A 19,432-nucleotide genomic window follows, 5' to 3' on the forward strand; every position below is an offset into this window, starting at 1 on the left:
AATCATCCTCTATTTTCTTTTTGTAGTTAATTTTTCAATAGAAACAAGCGCGAACATCCATTCCACCGTCATCTTCAATTGATCAGTTATCTATGTCGACATTCATATCACTCCGTCTCCAAAAACCTTGTCTTTTCACTGGAATAGAATACACACGCTAGGGATTTAAACGCGTACGCAGCATATACATCTAAGAATAACCGTCAATAAACTACCACGGTTCTCAACCCCAGTTGAAGGGAGGTGTCGACTTAAGTTGTGCCACACCTGTGGCTGATATCAGACGGGGGTGATATGGTTGTCATTGACAATGACCGACAAAAACAAGGCCTCACAGTTCAAATCAGGGCGTAACCCGCGGGTACGACGGAATCGAATCATCGGCTGGTTGTTTATTGCGCCGTGGGCCATTGGCTTTTTGGTGTTTGCCTTGTATCCATTTCTTTCATCTTTATATTACAGTTTTACGAGTTTCGACATGCTGTCTCCGCCAAAATGGATCGCTTTTGGCAACTATGGCCGTCTCTTGCATGATCCTTTGTTTTGGCGCTCTCTTTACAACACGCTGTACTACACCATCATCTCCGTTCCCGTTTCCACTGTGCTCGCCATTGCCGTGGCGCTGTTGCTGAACATGAAGGTGCACGGTCAATCCATTTACCGCACCATTTTCTATTTGCCTAGCGTTGTTCCGATTGTGGCTTCATCTGTGCTCTGGCTGTGGTTGTTCAATCCGTCATTTGGCCTCATCAACTCTTTCTTGCGCGCAGTGGGACTCCCGGCGCCGGGCTGGTTGTTTTCCCAACTGTGGGTCAAACCCTCTCTCATCATCATGGGGCTGTGGGGACTCGGCGCGCCCATTGTCATCTATCTTGCTGCTTTACAAGGTGTGCCACAGGAATTGTACGAAGCTGCAGAACTAGAAGGGTGCGGCAGATGGCGGCGGATTTGGCATATCACAGTGCCGATGATCAGCCCTGTCATCTTGTTCAACGTCATTATGGGCCTCATCAATTCTTTCCAGTATTTCACACAGGCGTATGTCATGACGCAAGGCGGACCGGATAACGCGTCCCTGTTTTACGCCGTCTACCTCTATCGTCAAGCGTTCCAGTATTTGAATTTCGGCTACGCTTCCGCAATGGCCTGGCTCTTATTTATTGTCATTTTGGCAGCGACGGTGCTGGTGTTCAGATCTTCCGCCAAATGGGTGTACTACGGTGGGGATAGATAGACCACGAGGGCGTGATGTAATTCACGAACCAGCACAATCACGCGTTTCAAAAGGGAAAGGAGCTACCGGCTGTGAAAGGATGGTCTAAGCGTGTCACTTTGATGGCTGCGAACATGTTGCTCGTCGCCGGGGCCGCTGGCTGCAGTAACAGCGCGTCCACAAATGGAGCTCAAGGGGTCGTTCAATTGACCTACTGGAATATGTGGTCAGGCCATTGGGAAGATGTCGTCAAGTCCCTTGTCGACCAGTTCAACAAAACCCATCCACACATCCATGTCAACGTGCTTTCGATCCCGACTGATGGTGAAACGAAACTGTTGACCGCGATTGTAGCGGGCGATCCGCCTGACGTCTTTACCGAGTGGTCGCCGTATATTGGCCAATTCGCCGATAAGGACGCCCTGATGCCGCTCAACCAATTCATGACCGGAAAGTATAAAGACGTGCTCAACTGGCTATATCCTGTCGCCGCCAATTGGGGCACTTACAAAGGGAAGCTGTACGGTCTTCCTTGGACAATGAATTCACTTATGCTGTATTACAACAAGGATTTGATGAAACAGGCGGGGCTCAATCCGAATGATCCACCGAAAACCATTCAACAGTTGGACGCGGATCAGGCGAAGATGTGGAAGATGAGTAAAAAAGGCGCTGTACAGCAAATCGGTTTTTATCCAAATAACTATGAGCAATGGATGCCGACGTGGAACGTCAACGTGTTTCAGAACGGCCAATACCAAATGGAAAATAATCCGCAAGCTTTGAGTTTGATGCAATGGATTTCGTCTTACAGCAAATATCCGTATGATCAAGTTTCGGGCTATTTGCAAACGTTTACAACGAATTCGGTGGATCCGTTCTCCATGGGCAAGGAAGGCTTTTATATCAACGGCATGTGGGAAATTCCGACGATTCAACAGTACAATCCGAAAATGAACTATGGTGTTGTCCCATTGCCAGCTCCACCTGGCGGAAATTCCGATGTGACTTGGATCAATGGCAACTACAACGAAATTCCCAAGGGCGCCAAGCATCCGCAACAGGCTTGGGAATTCATCACCTGGTTGAGTGGTTACGACAATGAGGCGTGGGCGGCCAAAAGCGATCCACAAGGCGGCTGGATTCCTCCGTCGCCCAAAGTGACAGCAGAGCCTGCATACCAAAAATGGTTGAATCAAAATCCACTTCGCAAACCGTTTGTCAATCTGATGTTGAATCCAAAGGATGGCATCACGCCGGTGACGCCGGTCACGCAGTTGTTCTCGCAGAATTTAAGCGATGCAGTGAACTACGTGTTACAGGGTCAAAAGTCGGCGAAAGCAGCGCTGGCCTCGGTTCAACAAACATCGAATCAAGCGTTGAAAACGCAGGGGTAGTTCTTCAGAATATTCACGATAAGGGGGTAGTCGTGTGGCTGTTCCGAGCTTCAATCCTTCCGATGAATCAGTCCTACACCATTCGCGAAAACCGCGTAAACGTGCGAGGCACGTCTGGCAGTTCATCGTGAAACATGGTGTGTTGATCATCTTGAGCTTGGCTTTCTTGGTGCCTTTGTTCTGGATGGTGTCGACGTCGTTGAAACCGAGTCCTGAGATATTTGTCTGGCCGCCAGTCTGGATTCCGCATCCATTTGAATGGCACAACTACCCAGACGCGTTTCATTTTCAACCGTTTCTTCTTTATCTGCGCAACACGTTGATTTACTGCGTCTTCACCGTCATCGGCACGGTGCTGTCCAGTAGTCTCGTCGCTTATGGTTTTGCCAGAATCCGTTGGCCAGAACGAAATATCTTGTTTGCCATCATGCTCGCGACCATGATGTTGCCGTTTCAGGTCGTGATGATCCCGATGTTCGTCCTATTCCGGGATTTAGGTTGGGTAGGCACCTTTTTGCCGCTCGTTGTGCCCGCCTTTTTTGGCAGCGCGTTCAACATCTTTTTGTTGCGGCAATTTTTCATGACGATTCCGGAGTCCTTCTCGGACGCCGCGCGCATGGACGGCGCCACTGAATTTCGGATTTACGCGCAGGTGATTATGCCATTAGCGAAACCTGCGCTGGCGACAGTCGCCCTATTCCAGTTTATCTTTGCCTGGAATGACTTCTTAGGTCCATTGATTTACCTGAATAAACAATCCTTGTACACCATTTCACTCGGCTTGCAATCTTTCTTAAGCTCCTATGGCACCGAGTGGGGTCTGCTGATGGCCGCTTCCACCATGGCCACACTGCCGATCATCATCCTGTTCTTCTTGACGCAGCGCACATTTATCCAGGGCATCAACCTCACCGGCATCAAGGGATGAAGACCGTTATGCGTGACGTGTCCTGCCCCAGCAGTGCCATGTAAATGCCAGTCAATCACAGCATCGCGGATGGCGGCGGCGCCAAAGTACTCTACAGGGTAGAAACAGTGTTGCTGGAGGACATGTGGAGGAGGGGGTATCTATCATGGTTCATCAGGCATTGGGCAGATTTTTCAAAGTTGCCGCCATCGCCGCGAATATCGTCGTTTTAAATCTGCTTTGGTTGATCACGTCGTTGCCTATCATCACGGTGTTTCCCAGCACATTTGCGGCGTACGCGGTCGTCCAGGACTGGAAAAGAGATGAAAATGGCGCCGTCATCGGCCCATATTTTCAAGCGTGGAAAAAACAATTTGCCCGCAGCTACATGATGGGCGTTCCCACGCTCGGGATCGGGCTCATCATCTATGTGGAACTGAGGTATTTCGGGCAAGCGCACGCCCTGTTCGGGTACTTGATGTTGGGATTGGTCGCGAGCCTTGCGCTCATTTACATCTGTTGTTCCATCTATTTGTTGCCGCTTGCTGTGCAAGCCAATTTGTCTGTGGGGCAGACGATGAAAACCGCGCTTTATGTGGGCATTCGCAAAATTCTGCCGACCTGTTTGCTGATTTTGCCGATTTGGCTCATCAGCATTGGGCTTGGCATCGCAGTGCCCTTCTTGGGCATTGTCTGTTTGGTCAGCTTGACATTTTGGCTGACGTCGCTTTTGACAGGCAAACACATTGCGGCACTCTTTGGTTGATCGGCTGCACTCAAATGCTGAAAGCACGGGTCTTATCCCCAAAGCCAGGTTGGCTGACGGGATAAGACCCAATTTGTCGTACATCACGGCGAGAAGAAAGGCTGTCACGCTCGTCTTGGCAGGCGCCAGCTCATCGTGATGACACACAGGCCAATCAGCGCCAGGATGATGCCAAGCAAGTGTAGTTGGCCGGTTGACAACTGATTGCCGAACAACAATCCCAAGAGCACAGTGGATAGGATGGTGCCCATGTAGCGAGCCATTTGAAAGAGACCGGATGCGGTGCTGATGACATTTTGCGGGCTGACTTTGAACAGGGCGGTCTGCAGACCGACATTGTTAAATCCGTTGCTCAAGCCGAGCACCGACAATACGATGATGAGCCACCACACTGGCGTTTGCGCATGCAGGGTCAAATATAGGGCGCTGCCGATGGTCATGCAAAAACCAGCGAGTAACAGTGGGGGACGCGACCCGGATTTCGCGACCCAGCGACCTGTGATCGGGGAGGTGATGACGCTGAACCCTGCAATGAACAGCATCAATAAGCCAGCTTGTTGGGTGTCATCGTGCCGTACTTCCTGTAAATACGACGGCATCCCAAAAAATACAGAGTAAAAGATGATGTTGACGACCGTGAATTGAATCAATACCCAACTCAAGGGGATGTTGTTTTTAAACAGTGAAAAACTTAAAAAAGGTGTTTTTGCGCGATGTTCCCGCAGACCAAAGAGCACAAACGCGACGATTGCAACTGGCAAGGCCCACCAGCGAACCTGGGCAATGAGAGAGAGTAGGAAAATGAGTGCGCTCACGATGCCGACGGCAAACAAGAGGATGCCAGGGATGTCCATTTGATTCATCACCGCTTTGATATCTGTCGGGCCAGCCGCCGGTTGTTGCCCTTGTCTCGCAAGTTTGTCAGAAGGTAGCATCCAAAGCGCAAGCACGAAACTGGCGACGATGAAGGGGAAGTTGATCCAGAAGATCCCCGACCAATCGCTGATATGCATCACAATGCCGCCCAAAGATGGACCGAATGCGGCTGCCCCTGATGAGAACACGGCCAAGAAGGCGAGCGCCTGCGATTGACGTTCAGTGATATACTGCCGAACGATGCCCATCCCTGCTGGAAAGATGGCGCCGCTGCCCAGTGATTGCAGCAGACGAAAGACGATGAGCCAAGCGAAATTGGGTGAAAAAGGCGCGAGCAGGCAGGCGGCAGTCACCACGACCAACCCCAAAAGGAAGAGCTTTTTTCGTCCGAGCAAATCGGCCAATTTGCCCATGATCGGTTGAGCGATGGCGCTGGCCAGATAATATGACGATATCACCCATGAAGCGCTGGTATAATCGACTTGAAAGACGTGTTGAAACCGGGTCATCGCCACGGAGATCATGGATGAATTGAGTGGATTCAGCAGCACGCCAAGCGCGATGGTGATGAGAAACCAGACGCGATGACGCGCGACGTTGTCGTGTAACGCGACGGAATGTTGTTGAGTCACGGTGTAGTCCCTCCCGGGCAGATAGTGCCGCTTTGCGCACGGACGAATGTGTCTATGCAAAATTATGTACGGATGTAAGTCGCCTATTATTATAACGTCTGACGAGTTACTTCCCAAACGTTAGTGGCGGCCAATTCGGGAGATGCGAACGAATATTGGAATGCGGGGGATACGTGTGGAGCAAAGAAGAGAAGCGCAGCCTGGCAAGGTTGTGGTCATCAATACAGGCGGAACGATATCCATGGCGCTGGATGAACAGGCTGGCGCCGTCAGCATTGGCGAAGGACAGCCGCTGCACCATCTGGAGCCACTGTTGCGCCAGTACGCAGCGAGTGAGATGGTGGATCTATTTCAGGTTCCCAGTCCACATATGACGCCACAGATGATGCAGAAGTTGGCTCTGGTCGTGCAAGGATATGTGGAACAAGACGACATCAGCGGTGTGGTCATTACGCATGGGACCGACACTTTGGAAGAAACGGCGTATTATCTCGATCTCACCGTAGACACGGAGAAACCGATTGTGATCACAGGGGCAATGAGATCGAGCAATGAGGTGGGGGCGGATGGGCCCATCAATCTGGTCGAATCGATGCGCGTGGCGGCGGATGCGCGAAGTCGCGGCAGGGGCGCTTTGGTCGTATTCAACGATGAGATTCACGCGGCCCGTTTTGTCACCAAGACGCATACCAGCAATGTGTCGACATTCCAGTCACCGTCCTATGGACCGATTGGGTTCGTAACGGCGCGCGGGGTCAGTTATCACCAACCCGCATCTCGGTTGCAGACGTATGCTGTGACGAGAACCAAACTGGCGAATATACAGCTTGTCAAAATGGTTGCGGGCATGGAAGCTGCGTGGCTCAAATGGCTGCTGGATACACCGGTCGACGGACTTGTCATTGAAGCGATGGGCGCGGGCAACATTCCGCCTGCGACGTTGCCCATTGTACTGCAATTGCGCGCGCGGCATTTGCCGATTGTCATTGTTTCGCGGTGCTACAATGGTTATGTCCAAGATGTTTATGATTATGAAGGTGGTGGCAAGCAATTGCGCGCGGCAGGCTGTATTTTTTCCAACGGACTCAACGGGCAAAAGGCGCGTATACGGCTTTTGGTCCTACAGGGGGCCGGTATTCCACCAGAAAATATGCAGGCGCATTTCTCGTTTTGATGGAAGTGCGCATGCTTATACATCATTCGCAGTCGGAGGTTGGCGGAATGCAGATTGTTTATGTAAAGACACAACAGGAATTGGAGCAGTACCTGGCTGTTCGGCGGGCCGTGTTTATGCTGGAACAAGGCGTTGCCGAAGAAGAGGAAATCGATGAACAGGACGTGCTCGGTGTCGGCAATCATCTCTATATTCGCGATGAAGACGGTACGGCTGTGGCCACAGCCCGTTTCAAAGCGTACGACGCAGATACCGCCAAAATCCAACGCGTGGCGGTGTTGGCCACGCATCGCAAATATGGGTACGGTCGTAAAGTGATGGCCGCTATTGAAAAAATGGCCGCTGAACAAGGATTTCAAACGGCCATTTTGGATGCGCAATGCCATGCAGAAGGGTTTTATCAAAAATTGGGTTATGAGACCATTAGCGAGACGCCATTTCTCGACGCAGGCATTTTGCACGTGCGCATGAAAAAACAGTTGGGACAAGCGTAGCAACGCACCTCACCCAAGGAAAGTTACTCTTTTGTCAGTCGATTGATGATCTGTTCGTGCTGTGGGTGCATTTTAAGCAATACAGCGCGATCAAACAGTTCAAAATCAGCGAAATCGAACCCTGGCGACACCATACAGGATACGAGTGCAAAGCCGTCGGGGTCGTCCACTGTCGCACCGAAGATATGCTCGCGGGGGATACATAGCTGTGGGGCTTGCTTCCCTGCGGGCGACAGACCAAGCGCGTGCGTCTGATATGTCCCCTTTGGGTCAATCACGTGCACAGTCAGTGCGCTCCCCGTGTGAAAATACCACAACTCATCAGACTTTAACCGGTGAAACCGGGATACATCGTGCCCTTCCAACAAAAAATAAATGGATGTCGCCGTCCTTCGTTTGCCATCATATGTTTGTAGCGTCAGTTCATCATGAAGCCAGTGGTTTGCGTGATATGTTTCTCGATAAAAACCGCCTTCTGGATGGGGAGCAAGGTCTAACTGTGTAATCCACTCGCGTGCGTTCAATTTCAGGTCAACTCCTCATATCGGACGTTTAAGTTTAGGGGGTTCGAGTCACCGCTGGCGCATTCCTGCTTGACGTAAGATTCAGATTTGCATTTGGCAAGAATTTTGGCAGGATAGAAGCTGTAGATTCTAATTTTAGGGGGGTATGCCAGTTGACACTGATGCCTTACCACAATGAGCCAACCATCGATTATGGTGTCGCCGAACATCGGGACAAGTTGTTGGCCGCCTTGGAACAGGTCAAAGCAGAATTTGGGAAAACCTATCCGTTGTATATTGGCGGGAAACAAATCACCACAGATACCACGCTAAAATCCGTCAATCCAGCGAAACACGCGGAAATTATCGGCCATGTCAGTCAGGCGCACCAAGCGCATATCGACGCTGCCGTGATGGCTGCAAATGAGGCGTTTTCTTCCTGGAGTCAGACCACGTTTGAAGAGCGGGCGATGTACCTTGTCAAAGCGGCTGCCGTCATTCGTCGCCGCAAAGCAGAGCTGATGGCATGGCAGATTTATGAGTCCGGAAAGAACTGGGATGAAGCGGATGGGGACGTCAATGAAGCCATCGATTTCCTGGAATTCTACGCTCGTCAAGCGATTGAATTGGGCAAAGGCAAGGAATTGGTGCCATATCCGGGCGAAGACAATCGGATGGTCTACCTGCCGCTCGGCGTTGGCGCGGTGATTCCACCTTGGAATTTCCCGCTCGCCATTTTGACAGGGACGACGGTTGCTGCTTTGGTCACTGGCAATACGGTGATTCTCAAACCTTCGCCGCTGTCATCGGTGATGGCCGCAAAGTTTGTCGAGATCATGAATGAAATCCGACTTCCGGCTGGCGTGTTGAACTTTGTGCCTGGTCCGCCAGAGGAAATTGGCGATTATATGGTTGCCCACAAAGACGTCCGTTTCATCTCCTTCACGGGTTCCAAAACAACTGGCTTGCATATCGACGAGACCGCGCACCGTGTCTCCGAAGGGCAACGTTGGATCAAGCGCGTCATCGCCGAAATGGGCGGCAAGGATGGCATTGTGGTCGATGAAACCGCAGATGTCGAGGCGGCTGCGTCAGCCATTGTGGCTGCGGCGTTCGCTTTCCAAGGCCAGAAATGTTCGGCTGGTTCCCGCGCCATCATCCATGAGGATGTTTATGATGAAGTGGTTGAAAAGGTCGTGGCCAAGGCGAAAGTGCTCCAAGTCGGCGCGCCTGCTGAAAATGCTGCAGTGGGTCCGGTGATTGACGAAAAGTCGTTCGCCAAGGTCACGAAGTACATCGAAATTGGCAAACAAGAGGCGCGGCTCGTATTGGGCGGCACTGCGGATGACAAGGTTGGATACTTCGTGCAACCGACCATCTTTGCCGATGCGAAACCAGATGCAAGAATTATGCAAGAAGAGATTTTTGGTCCGGTGCTCGCCATTTGTAAAGTAAAATCGTTTGAGGAAGGCATTGATGTCTTCAATAACACGGAGTATGGCCTGACAGGGGCCGTATTTACCCGTGAACGCGCCCGGTTGGAATATGCGCGGCGCTACATGATGTGCGGAAACTTGTACTTCAACCGCAAGTGCACAGGTTCCTTGGTCGGCATTCAGCCGTTTGGCGGTTTTAATATGTCTGGCACCGATGCGAAGGCGGGCAGTGGTGACTACCTCCTCAACTTCGTGCAGCCGAAAACGGTAACGGAACAATTCTGATGGAGTTGACGGCCATTTGGGTGGGTGAGCAAAGCTGTATGTCGCTCACCCACCGTGGCTGTGATGCGTGACGGCCTGTTCTCATTTTGGACAGGTTTGTCAAGCTATTTTCGAATCCAAGGACCACCAGCGGTGGTCTTTTTTGGTCTATCAAGTTACCTGAACCATTTGTCCCTTGAGACGGGATAATATTCTCCTGCAACCAGTTCTGAAGGAATCGCCGCCTCAATTTGCAAAAGATCTTCTGGGTTTAAGTTTAGGCTAAGGGCACCAAGAGATTCATGTAGTTGCTTGGGCTTCCGTGCGCCGACTAATGGTATGACATCATCTCCGCGTGATAAAACCCACGCGATTGCCAATTGTGCCGCGGTCGCTTGTTTTTCCACAGCAATTTTACGCAAAGCTTCAACAAGTGCTAAATTTCGCTCAAGATTTTTATTGGCAAACCGAGGTCCATTTCGCCGTTTGTCATCGGAATTCAATACTCGATCCCGTGACCAGGAGCCACTAAGTAAGCCTCTTGAAAGCACACCGTAAGCCGAAAGCGAGATACCAAGTTCTCTGAGCGTTGGTAAGATTTCTTGCTCAATCCCCCGATTAAATAGGGAATACTCAATTTGTAACCAACGAATTGGATGTACAGCGTGTGCGCGACGAATATTTGACGCACCTACTTCTGAGAGTCCTATATAACGGACATATCCCGCCTTCACCATTTCAGCAATTTCTCCGACAGTTTCCTCTATCGGTATGTTAGGATCGATTCTCGCTGGCTGATACAAGTCAATATAGTCCACACCAAGACGTTGCAGCGTGTCGGCAAGGAACGACTTAACGTTTACGTGTCGATTGTCCACGTTTCTTTCAGCTTTTTGTAATGGGTGTGATTTTCCATCAAACTTCACGGCAATAAACACATTTTCACGTTGAACTTCTGATAACGCTTCACGTAAAAGGAGTTCGTTATGACCATCTCCATAGAAGTCGCCAGTATCGAAAAAATTAATGCCTGCCTCTAATGCGGAGCGTATTGTTGCGATACTTTCGTCACGATCCGCTTGTCCATATATCGATGACATGCCCATGCATCCAAGACCAATTGCTGATACAGACGGACCTTTAGAACCAATCGAGCGATGGATCATCTGTATTCCCCCTCTTTCAAAGTCTTGTCGCAACGCTTGAAATGAGAAGCTGAAGACACATTTGCGTCAACCTAAGCTTAAGCGGCAATTTTACAGAATCTCGTTATAGATATACAATATATTTATGTAAGTATGTAATGTAAGTGAAGCGGATTGCCACAATTCGAGAGGTTCGCTAGACTTAAGAAGGATTGATAGGCAAGCGTTCATATTGAAAGTGAGGGAGTGCGAATGCAACCGATTGATCGCGATGCGGTGCAGTCCAAGTTGAAGCAATACTTAAATCGAGATGTATATCTGCATTTGGAGACCACGAATGGCGCTTATGCAGCCCATCGTTTTGGTCAGCAAATGGCGGTTTGCGCTTACATTCGAAATGGCAAAGTGCAGTTTCATCGGGCGCAGATAGAAGGGGACAAGCCGTATCGAGTTGGCCTGAAAATGGAAGACGGTTGGATTTTTGCGCAAGGCCTCACCGATTTCGAAGTGGATGAACATGGGCGTTTGCTTTTGGCTGGCCATGATGACGAAGGTCGCCTTGCTGTTGCGCTGCAACTGTCCGAAACACCGTTTCCAATGAGCGTGATTGACGAGGAGGAGGCGTGAATGGTGCAAAAGGAACGTCATTTACTCTTGGTATTCCCTCATCCAGATGATGAATCGTTTGGCAAGGCGGGGACGGTCGCGCTGTTCACGAAGGCGGGGACGCCGACGACCTTGATTTGCGGCACGCTGGGCGAGATGGGGCGCAATATGGGAAAACCCGCGTTTGCAACGCGTGAGAACCTGCCGCGCATTCGCAAAGTTGAGTTGGAGGATGCATGCCGTCATCTCGGCATCGGTGATTTGCGCTTGTTGGGATTACGTGACAAGACCGTTGAATTCGAAGATCCAGAAGCAGTGGCGGACCAGATTGAAGCGGTGATTCGGGAAGTCAATCCCTCTATCGTCATGACCTATTATCCCAAGCACGGCGTACATCCAGATCACGACGCCTTGTCAGAGGCGACTGTGCGGGCGGTGAAGCGGATCGCCAAGGATGAGCGGCCTGTGGTTTATGGTTCTGCCGTCACCCACAATGCGCAGGAAGTGCTTGGCCCGCCGGATTTTGTCTTTGATGTATCCGAAGTGTACGAGACGAAGATGGCGGCCATGCGCGCGCACAAATCGCAGTATGAGAGCATGTTCTCCAAGATGGAAGAGCAGATGGCGGAGGATCCAAAGATCAAGGAACAAATTGAAGTGGGCATGAAGCGGGAAGTGTTTTGGATTTATCCGACGGAGGACTAATCCGACAAATCGTCATGTATCCCCATATCGTTTATACAGCCTGATGCTGATGCAGCCATCAGGCTTTTTTCTATGGGCTGACAAGGCTGGACGTGTGACAGGCGTGGCTATTTATAACGGACGGGTTTCATCTCGTCCACATACGATGCATTGTGTCAGGTTCAAGGAATTGAAGGAGGTCATGACACATGCACAAGAAAGCCATTTTTGCACGTCAGGCACTGGTCAATCATGGACAAGGGTATTTCCCTGCAGACATTCGCAGGGCTTACCACTTTCCTTCTAGTTATCAGGGACAGGGGCAAACGATTGGTATCTTGGAATTCTCCAACGGATACAGCCTGCGCGATGCCCACACGTTTTGGTCGATGCATCAGATTCCTTCACCGCAAGTGGCATTTGTGTCGGTTGACGGAACACGCAATGACAATGGACAGAGCCCAGATGACGAGGAGGCCTCGCTTGATTTGCAGTGGGCGGGAGCGCTGGCGCCGCAAGCGACAATGGTTGTCTATGAGGCAAATGGCGGTGAGACCTACGCTGAATTTGCGCAATCGATCATTCGGGCTTTGACGTATGTTCGCGATGACACGCAATATCATCCAAGCGTCTTGTCCATCTCTTACGGTGACGGTGAAGTTTCATTTGCGGAAGATGACTTGCAGGCGATTGCTGAACTGATTCGCCAGTTGGACAGCAAGGGAATTACCGTCTGCGTCGCATCGGGTGATCAAGGCGCATATGGGCTCCACGATACGAGTGGTGATCGCGTCCGGCACGCGGATGCGCCAGCGACTTCGCCGTATGCTGTGGCGGTGGGCGGCACACACCTGGATGAGCAATACGGTGAGACGGCCTGGACCTATTACAGCATGCAAAATGGCGGCGCCACTGGTGGCGGCTATTCAAGCATCTTCGCGAAGGCGCCATGGCAACAGGGCATTGGTGGAACGATGCGCGGGCTGCCCGATGTCGCTTTTAACGCGGATCCGGCAACAGGCTATCAAATCGTGTTCCAAGGTCAAGCTGCGGTGGTGGGCGGCACCTCGGTTTCTTGTCCAGTCTTTGCCGCGATTGTCGCGCTCGCAAACCAAGCCCGTGCGGTTGTCGGGAAAGCGCCGATATCGAAGTTGGGGAGCTTGCTTTACGAGTATAACAATCAGATTTCGTATCGGGACATCATTGCTGGCAACAACAGCTTTAATGGCGTGGTCGGTTATCAGGCGCAACCTGGTTGGGATGCGTGTACCGGTTGGGGATCGCTGGATGTCACGCAATTCATTTCTTTCTTGGCAGCCCACGCTTGAAGACAGTCGAGATCATGCAGCGCTTCTCTTGTTACACCGTTGATCCATAAAAAAACAAAGAACCCTGTATGCAGAACGCGTACGGGGTTCTTTGCATATGATGGGCGAATGAATATTAGAGTGCAGAGGAGAAGCCGCGATGGAAAAACGCAAGTCGCCGAAGTTTCGCCCTCAAAAGTTGCATACGGTGATGCTTGAGGGTGTGACACCGGACGCCCCTGTTGAAAATCGTCACTATACGTTGACCCATTCGGATCGAACGGGAGATCTGTTTTTAAGTATAGGTTTGGATTACAATCAAGCCCAGTTATCCGGTTTATACACTCGGTATATGCGCGACGAGGTCTTGGCCCAGTGGTTGACGACTGAGACGTCGGACGGTCGTATATTTGAGTTGCACGCGTATGTGCACGTGAGCGGCGGACGGGTGCATGGCCGAGCCAAATCACGCAATCAGGTGTTTATACGGGAATTGCCGCTGGCGCTCATAACCATTCATTATGGGGATCAAATTTTAATTAAACAGTTCCCTGAATTAGAGAAAGCAGCAGTATATGTGCATTTTGAATCTGAAGATGAGAAGTATCACCGCATTGAACCGTGGGGAACTTGGAAGGATTACGAGTTTATTCAACCCGTTGGCATGCGCCGCTAAACATTGCACGGGAAATGTCGAACGCGATCCAATTGCAAGCAATGCGCTTGATCCGAATGCACATCGGCGGAAAAGTGAATCCACTCCACAAAAGGCATGCCCATCGCTGGTGTGCCTTTTGTTTTATTTACATGGTTTTGCGAAATATGGGCATAGCTTGTCACACAACAAGATGAAACAGCGAGATCGAATCATCAAAAATTAACACAAATTGAACATTTGACGTTAAAACATGATAAAATGAGGGGTAGCAAGATAAAGGATGTGATCGTGATGTATCCGCAACAACGTCGCGATGCGCTGCTTACCCTGCTTGCGAAACACGGCTTTGTCTCCTATGCGGATCTCGCCAATGAGCTTGGCGTATCGGAGATGACTGTGCGGCGCGACTTGCGCGCGCTCAAAGAAGCGGGGCTGGTGGAGACGGTCGTGGGCGGCGGGCAGGTGAAAGGGAGCGCGAATGAAGTTGGTTTCATGGCGAAGCGCATTTTGCAAGCGGAAGCCAAGGAAGAGATTTCCCGCCTGGCGCGTTCCTTAATTGAACCGGGGATGACGGTCGGCTTGACCGCTGGCACGACGACGTGGACACTGTCCCAATCCTTGCGTGGGTTTCGCGATGTGACATTTGTCACCAACTCGACCAATGTCGCTTTGGCGCTCAAAAGTGGGGGCTTTGACGACATTTATCTGACCGGAGGACATTTTCGCACGCCGTCTGACGCGCTTGTCGGCCCGTTGGCCGAAGCGGCCGCCATGCAAGTGCACACGGATATCCTTTTTATGGGCGTTCATGGGATTGACGTGGAAAAAGGGATGTCCACGCCAAACATGCTGGAGGCGTCGGTCAATCGGGTATTGATGAACAAGACAGACCGCGTCGTCCTGTTGTTCGATCACACCAAGTGGGGCGTTGAAGCGTTTGCGCATATTGCGCCGATGGATGCGGTGGACGATATCATCACGGATGTGGCGCGGCCGGAGACAAACGCCGCAATGCAATTGGGCATTCGCGTGCAAGTCGTCTGATTTTCGGCGGACGCGTCCAGCAAAAGGAGGAAGTACATTGGCAGAATTGCGTTATAATCCGCTGCTGCGGGATTGGACGATGGTGGCTTCAAACCGGCAAAAAAGACCGGACATGCCGAAGACGGGTTGTCCATTTTGTCCAGGGTCGGGGAAAGTGCCGGACGACTATGACGTCTATGCGTACGACAACGATTTTCCGGCGCTTTCATCACAGCCGCCAGAACCGGATGCGGTAGCGACATCGCTGTATTCGGTTGCGCCTAGTTACGGCAAATGTGAGGTTGTCTTGTATTCACCAGACCATCACACGGCGCTGTCGCAACTTTCCGTGCCGCATATTCGCAAACTGGTCGATCTCTGGTCGGCGCGTTATACGGCGTTGGCGGCAGATGCGCGGCATAAATATGTGTTTATTTTTGAAAATCGCGGCCCTGAAGTCGGCGTGACCATGCCGCACCCGCATGGCCAGATTTACGCTTATCCGTATGTGCCGCAAAAAATTCGCGTCGAGCTCGATTCCTGTAAAGACCATCACGAGCAGACGGGCCACTGTCTTTTGTGTGATATGAATGCAGAAGAGGCTTCATTCGCAAAGCGGATGTTGATGGAGACTGACCACTTTGTCAGCTATTTGCCGTTTTTCACGGATTATCCGTATGGGGCGTTTATTTCGAGCAAGGCGCACAAATCCAAAATCACCGATTTCACAGATGCCGAGAAGGACGATCTCGCTTTGATACTCAAGCAGGTCACGGCTGGGATGGATGAACTGTTTCAGCGGCCGTTCCCCTACATGATGGCCATCCATCAACATCCGGTCAATGGGGAGGACGCATCCGAATATTATCATTTTCACATCGAGTTTTACCCGCCGCTAAGAGGTCCACAGCAAATCAAATACCTCGCCTCTTCGGAGACTGGGGCATGGGCGCCTTGCAACCCGATGGCAGTTGAGCAAACCGCAGTCGAATTGCGATCCGCCATTGAAAAAGCAAAGGGGGAAATGGCATGAGCAGCAGCGATTTGAGCGCTTTATGGCAAGCATTTGAGATGTTCTCACCGGGATCGAAAACGGATGTGCGCATGTTTTTTGCGCCGGGGCGTGTCAACTTGATTGGAGAACATACCGATTACAACGGTGGTCACGTATTTCCGGCGGCGCTGTCGCTTGGCGTATGGGCGTGGGTTCGGCCGCGCCAGGACGGCATTGTCCGCTTCTACTCACAGGCGTTCCCAGAGGTGGTAGAGGCCCGCGTCGATGCCTTAGACAGCGCGACTGGCGCCGAATATGCCAGATATCCAATGGGTGTCATTGATGTCATGCAAAAGCAGAGATCATTCGCATTTGCTGGCGGGGACTTTTTCTATTACAGCAATTTGCCCAACGGGGCTGGCTTGTCCAGCTCGGCCGCGATTGAAGTGGTGACAGGTTGCGCAGTGCGTGTTTTGGCGGGAGAGAATGTATCCAATCAGGAGATTGCACTCATCTCCCAAAAGGCGGAAAACGAGTTTGTCGGCGTCAATTGCGGCATTATGGATCAGTTTGCAGTGGCGATGGGTCAAGCGAACAAGGCCATTTTTCTCAACTGCCAAACGCTAGATCATCGCTTGGTGCCAGTTGCCCTGGGGGATTATCGGCTGGTGATGACCAATACGAACAAGCGTCGTGGCCTCGCGGATTCCAAGTACAATGAACGGCGCGCCGAGTGTGAAGCGGCGTTTGCGCGGGTCAAACATCTTGGGGACGGTTGGGCAAATCTCGCCGACATTCCGGTGGACATGTGGTCAACCGTTGCGGCGGCGCTGGCGGACACCCCGAATTTGTTGAAGCGGGCCAGACATGTGGTGTTTGAAAACCATCGCACCATCGAGGCGGTCAAAACGCTTAGCGCTGGCGATTTGCTGGGGTTTGGCAAGCTGATGAACGAATCGCATGTCTCGCTGCGCGATGATTATGAAGTCACAGGCGAGGAATTGGACGCCTTGGCGGAAGCGTCGTGGGAGGTGGACGGCTGTATCGGGTCGCGAATGACGGGCGCTGGTTTTGGCGGGTGTACGGTGAGCATTGTGGCGGCAGAACAACTGCCGACTTTTGAAGCGCATGTGAAGGCGCAATATGCGCGGCGCACGGGGCTTACGCCCAGTTTTTATGTCAGTGAAATTGGCGATGGCGCACATGAGTTACAAAAGGAGGCGTTTGCGCAATGACGATTCTCGTCACAGGCGGGGCTGGCTATATCGGCAGTCATACGGTCGCGGAACTGGTTCAGCACGGCGAATCGGTCGTGGTGGTGGATAGTCTGCAGACAGGTCACAGAGGCGCCGTCCTGGCGTCGTTGAACGTGCCGCTGTACGACTTCGACATTCGCGACACGGCGCAAATGGTCGATGTACTGCAGCGTCATGCGGTAGATACGGTCATTCATTTTGCGGCCAATTCCCTGGTAGGCGAAAGCGTGCAAAATCCGCTCAAGTATTACGACAACAATGTCGCGGGTACGGCAAAGCTCTTGGAAGCCATGGTGCAGGCGAATGTGCTCTGCATCGTGTTTTCGTCGACGGCAGCTGTGTATGGCTTGCCTGAACGGATGCCAATTCGCGAGGCGGATCGAAAATTGCCGACGAATCCGTATGGGGAGACCAAATTGGCCATTGAGCGGATGTTTCACTGGGCGAATCAGGCGTACGGCCTATCCAGCGTCTCTCTGCGCTATTTCAACGCAGCAGGCGCGCACCCCACGTTGCCCATCGGCGAGGATCATCAACCAGAGAGTCATTTGATCCCGATTATCTTGCAGGTGGCCCTTGGTCAGCGGGAGAAGGTCAATATTTTTGGCGATGATTATGACACCGCCGATGGCACCTGCATCCGCGATTACATTCACGTGATGGATCTGGCGAAGGCCCATCGGCTCGCAGTACAGTATCTGCGCAATGGGGAAAAAGGCGCCAGCGCGTTTAACCTCGGCAATGGCAGCGGCTTCTCTGTGCAAGAAGTCATCGATGTCGCCAGAAAGGTGACTGGACATCCGATTCCAGCGCAAGTTTCACCGCGCCGGGCGGGAGATCCGCCGCAGTTGATTGCAGACGCCACCGAAGCGCATCGTGTGTTGGGCTGGACGCCTGAACGGACCGAACTGGCGGAGATTGTTGCGAGCGCGTGGCAGTGGCATCAGGCGCATCCCCAAGGGTACCAGGATTGATGTGAACATGCGTGGGGATGCTTGGTAAAACAGGCGCGACCCCCATAGAATGACGACGGTTCTCGAAATCTGTCGAAAAAGACAGTTCGAGGATGTGCGCTGATAAATGAGTTTGCTGATTGATTTTGGGACAAGCGTGTTGCGCATGCTGGTGGCGCGTACGGACAATCTGATCGAAGCGGCCAGTATGGTTGCGTTGCAGGAAGGCGCTCCTACTGTGGCAGGGGACGAGGCGCTGAAAATGGTCGGACGTACGCCAAAATCGGTGCAGTTGATCGCCCCGATTGAAGCGGGTGTCGTCAAAGATGGACCGGCGGCCACGGATATGTTGAAGTTGACGATTGCCAGCTTCTCCTCGCGGGGAGGCATGTTGCGTATGCCAATGACCTTTGCCTTACCGGCCAATTTGACATCGGTGGAACGGCGCGGCTTGGAAGAGGTCGCGAAAAACGCTGGCGCGCGCCAAGTTGAATTCTACGATTCGTTGGTGGCTGCTGCCGCTGGCGCTGATATCGAAATGGATCAACCTCACGGCGCGCTCGTCGTCGATATGGGCGCAGGCAAGACAGAGGTCGGACTTTTGTCGATGCGGGGAATTGTCGAGATGCGGCGTATGCCCTACGGGGGACAGGCTATTGATCAGACGATAATAGAGAATATTCGCCGTGAACATGCCTTCATCATTGGCCAACAGTCGGTGGAACGAGTCAAGCAACTGCTTGGTGAAGCGGAAGCGGGCGATGAACCCACTTTTGAAGTCATCGGCCGCAGTCTCACCACAGGATTGCCTGCCAAGATGCGTGTGGACAGGGATTTGTTCTGGCAGCCACTCAGCAAATACTACAGTCAAGTGAAAGATTTGATCCGTCAGACGATTGAACATTGTCCGCCAGAACTCGTCGGCGATGTCATGGACAACGGTGTCGCTTTGGTCGGTGGCGGCGCATTGGGCTATCGCGCGCAGGCGGAATTGGCCGAGCGCATTGAGGTGCCCATTCGTGTTGCGGCTGAACCGACCACCTGTGTCATTCGCGGTTTGGCCAAACTGGTGGCCAGCCAACGGAAAAGCACGGAAAAAGTGCGGTTGCGGGCATAAATGTCGACATCGAGTGAATGGCGGATC

The 19,432-nt window shown here is 52.0% G+C and carries 19 protein-coding genes; 16 read left to right on the forward strand and 3 right to left on the reverse strand.

Annotation, left to right across the window (positions count from 1 at the left end; translation table 11 throughout):
- Positions 1-298 precede the first annotated feature (298 nt).
- From ACFSB2_RS00815 to ACFSB2_RS00830, 4 genes are all read left to right on the forward strand, one after another.
- Positions 299-1,234, forward strand: coding sequence for a carbohydrate ABC transporter permease (locus ACFSB2_RS00815; protein ID WP_377940622.1), 936 nt, complete (start codon positions 299-301; stop codon positions 1,232-1,234).
- A gap of 71 nt (positions 1,235-1,305) precedes the next feature.
- A complete protein-coding gene (locus tag ACFSB2_RS00820) occupies positions 1,306-2,610 on the forward strand; it encodes an ABC transporter substrate-binding protein (protein ID WP_377940623.1) in 1,305 nt (434 codons plus the stop codon).
- 34 nt (positions 2,611-2,644) lie between these two features.
- Positions 2,645-3,538 carry a carbohydrate ABC transporter permease gene (locus ACFSB2_RS00825; RefSeq protein WP_377940624.1) on the forward strand — a complete coding sequence of 298 codons (894 nt, stop codon included), beginning with the start codon at positions 2,645-2,647 and terminating at the stop codon, positions 3,536-3,538.
- A gap of 145 nt (positions 3,539-3,683) precedes the next feature.
- A complete protein-coding gene (locus ACFSB2_RS00830; RefSeq protein ID WP_377940625.1) occupies positions 3,684-4,283 on the forward strand; it encodes a YesL family protein in 600 nt (199 codons plus the stop codon).
- Positions 4,284-4,387: 104 nt separating this feature from the next.
- On the opposite strand, the gene ACFSB2_RS00835 is transcribed toward ACFSB2_RS00830, so the two are convergent.
- Positions 4,388-5,791: an MFS transporter gene (locus ACFSB2_RS00835; protein ID WP_377940626.1), complete on the reverse strand. Its 1,404-nt coding sequence runs from the start codon at positions 5,789-5,791 to the stop codon at positions 4,388-4,390.
- Between the two features lie 160 nt (positions 5,792-5,951).
- On the opposite strand from ACFSB2_RS00835, the gene ACFSB2_RS00840 reads away from it, so the two are divergent.
- Entirely contained in the window at positions 5,952-6,965 is a 1,014-nt protein-coding gene (locus ACFSB2_RS00840; protein WP_377940853.1) for an asparaginase, read from the forward strand.
- Between the two features lie 47 nt (positions 6,966-7,012).
- Complete coding sequence (locus ACFSB2_RS00845; RefSeq protein ID WP_377940627.1) at positions 7,013-7,459, forward strand: GNAT family N-acetyltransferase; 447 nt, start codon at positions 7,013-7,015, stop codon at positions 7,457-7,459.
- Between the two features lie 23 nt (positions 7,460-7,482).
- On the opposite strand, the gene ACFSB2_RS00850 is transcribed toward ACFSB2_RS00845, so the two are convergent.
- The gene (locus tag ACFSB2_RS00850) at positions 7,483-7,983 is read right to left on the reverse strand and encodes a cupin domain-containing protein (RefSeq protein WP_377940628.1); all 501 of its coding nucleotides are present in this window, start codon (positions 7,981-7,983) and stop codon (positions 7,483-7,485) included.
- Between the two features lie 161 nt (positions 7,984-8,144).
- On the opposite strand from ACFSB2_RS00850, the gene pruA reads away from it, so the two are divergent.
- Complete coding sequence (pruA, locus tag ACFSB2_RS00855; protein ID WP_377940855.1) at positions 8,145-9,683, forward strand: L-glutamate gamma-semialdehyde dehydrogenase; 1,539 nt, start codon at positions 8,145-8,147, stop codon at positions 9,681-9,683.
- Between the two features lie 155 nt (positions 9,684-9,838).
- On the opposite strand, the gene ACFSB2_RS00860 is transcribed toward pruA, so the two are convergent.
- The gene (locus tag ACFSB2_RS00860) at positions 9,839-10,828 is read right to left on the reverse strand and encodes an aldo/keto reductase (protein WP_377940629.1); all 990 of its coding nucleotides are present in this window, start codon (positions 10,826-10,828) and stop codon (positions 9,839-9,841) included.
- A gap of 231 nt (positions 10,829-11,059) precedes the next feature.
- On the opposite strand from ACFSB2_RS00860, the gene ACFSB2_RS00865 reads away from it, so the two are divergent.
- The 9 genes from ACFSB2_RS00865 to ACFSB2_RS00905 all read left to right on the forward strand — a co-directional run bounded on the left by ACFSB2_RS00865 (position 11,060) and on the right by ACFSB2_RS00905 (position 19,405).
- A complete protein-coding gene (locus ACFSB2_RS00865) occupies positions 11,060-11,434 on the forward strand; it encodes a YojF family protein (protein WP_377940630.1) in 375 nt (124 codons plus the stop codon).
- Positions 11,435-12,118, forward strand: a complete 684-nt coding sequence (bshB2, locus tag ACFSB2_RS00870) for a bacillithiol biosynthesis deacetylase BshB2 (protein WP_377940631.1) — start codon at positions 11,435-11,437, stop codon at positions 12,116-12,118.
- Between the two features lie 188 nt (positions 12,119-12,306).
- A complete protein-coding gene (locus tag ACFSB2_RS00875; RefSeq protein WP_377940632.1) occupies positions 12,307-13,425 on the forward strand; it encodes a S53 family peptidase in 1,119 nt (372 codons plus the stop codon).
- A 139-nt stretch (positions 13,426-13,564) separates the two neighbouring features.
- Positions 13,565-14,080 carry a staygreen family protein gene (locus ACFSB2_RS00880; protein WP_377940633.1) on the forward strand — a complete coding sequence of 172 codons (516 nt, stop codon included), beginning with the start codon at positions 13,565-13,567 and terminating at the stop codon, positions 14,078-14,080.
- A 273-nt stretch (positions 14,081-14,353) separates the two neighbouring features.
- Positions 14,354-15,106 carry a DeoR/GlpR family DNA-binding transcription regulator gene (locus ACFSB2_RS00885; protein WP_377940635.1) on the forward strand — a complete coding sequence of 251 codons (753 nt, stop codon included), beginning with the start codon at positions 14,354-14,356 and terminating at the stop codon, positions 15,104-15,106.
- Positions 15,107-15,143: 37 nt separating this feature from the next.
- Entirely contained in the window at positions 15,144-16,118 is a 975-nt protein-coding gene (gene galT / locus ACFSB2_RS00890; protein WP_377940636.1) for a galactose-1-phosphate uridylyltransferase, read from the forward strand.
- Positions 16,115-17,314 carry a galactokinase gene (locus tag ACFSB2_RS00895; RefSeq protein ID WP_377940637.1) on the forward strand — a complete coding sequence of 400 codons (1,200 nt, stop codon included), beginning with the start codon at positions 16,115-16,117 and terminating at the stop codon, positions 17,312-17,314. The genes galT and ACFSB2_RS00895 overlap by 4 nt, the downstream gene beginning before the upstream one ends.
- A complete protein-coding gene (gene galE, locus ACFSB2_RS00900; RefSeq protein ID WP_377940639.1) occupies positions 17,311-18,309 on the forward strand; it encodes a UDP-glucose 4-epimerase GalE in 999 nt (332 codons plus the stop codon). The genes ACFSB2_RS00895 and galE overlap by 4 nt, the downstream gene beginning before the upstream one ends.
- Before the next feature lie 106 nt (positions 18,310-18,415).
- On the forward strand, positions 18,416-19,405 hold the full coding sequence (locus ACFSB2_RS00905) for a rod shape-determining protein (RefSeq protein ID WP_377940640.1): 990 nt from the start codon (positions 18,416-18,418) through the stop codon (positions 19,403-19,405).
- Positions 19,406-19,432: the final 27 nt, after the last annotated feature.

It is taken from the genome of Alicyclobacillus fodiniaquatilis, assembly GCF_042678105.1.
In the GTDB taxonomy this organism is placed as follows: domain Bacteria; phylum Bacillota; class Bacilli; order Alicyclobacillales; family Alicyclobacillaceae; genus Alicyclobacillus; species Alicyclobacillus fodiniaquatilis.

Coding starts and splice junctions, on each gene's coding strand:
- ACFSB2_RS00895 (WP_377940637.1), top strand. CDS start 16,115: ATGAGCAGCAGCGATTTGAGCGCTTTATGGCAAGCATTTGAGATGTTC.
- ACFSB2_RS00905 (WP_377940640.1), top strand. CDS start 18,416: ATGAGTTTGCTGATTGATTTTGGGACAAGCGTGTTGCGCATGCTGGTG.
- ACFSB2_RS00885 (WP_377940635.1), top strand. CDS start 14,354: ATGTATCCGCAACAACGTCGCGATGCGCTGCTTACCCTGCTTGCGAAA.
- ACFSB2_RS00860 (WP_377940629.1), bottom strand. CDS start 10,828: ATGATCCATCGCTCGATTGGTTCTAAAGGTCCGTCTGTATCAGCAATT.
- ACFSB2_RS00845 (WP_377940627.1), top strand. CDS start 7,013: ATGCAGATTGTTTATGTAAAGACACAACAGGAATTGGAGCAGTACCTG.
- bshB2 (WP_377940631.1), top strand. CDS start 11,435: ATGGTGCAAAAGGAACGTCATTTACTCTTGGTATTCCCTCATCCAGAT.
- ACFSB2_RS00865 (WP_377940630.1), top strand. CDS start 11,060: ATGCAACCGATTGATCGCGATGCGGTGCAGTCCAAGTTGAAGCAATAC.
- ACFSB2_RS00830 (WP_377940625.1), top strand. CDS start 3,684: ATGGTTCATCAGGCATTGGGCAGATTTTTCAAAGTTGCCGCCATCGCC.
- pruA (WP_377940855.1), top strand. CDS start 8,145: ATGCCTTACCACAATGAGCCAACCATCGATTATGGTGTCGCCGAACAT.
- ACFSB2_RS00880 (WP_377940633.1), top strand. CDS start 13,565: ATGGAAAAACGCAAGTCGCCGAAGTTTCGCCCTCAAAAGTTGCATACG.
- ACFSB2_RS00840 (WP_377940853.1), top strand. CDS start 5,952: ATGCGGGGGATACGTGTGGAGCAAAGAAGAGAAGCGCAGCCTGGCAAG.
- ACFSB2_RS00875 (WP_377940632.1), top strand. CDS start 12,307: ATGCACAAGAAAGCCATTTTTGCACGTCAGGCACTGGTCAATCATGGA.
- galE (WP_377940639.1), top strand. CDS start 17,311: ATGACGATTCTCGTCACAGGCGGGGCTGGCTATATCGGCAGTCATACG.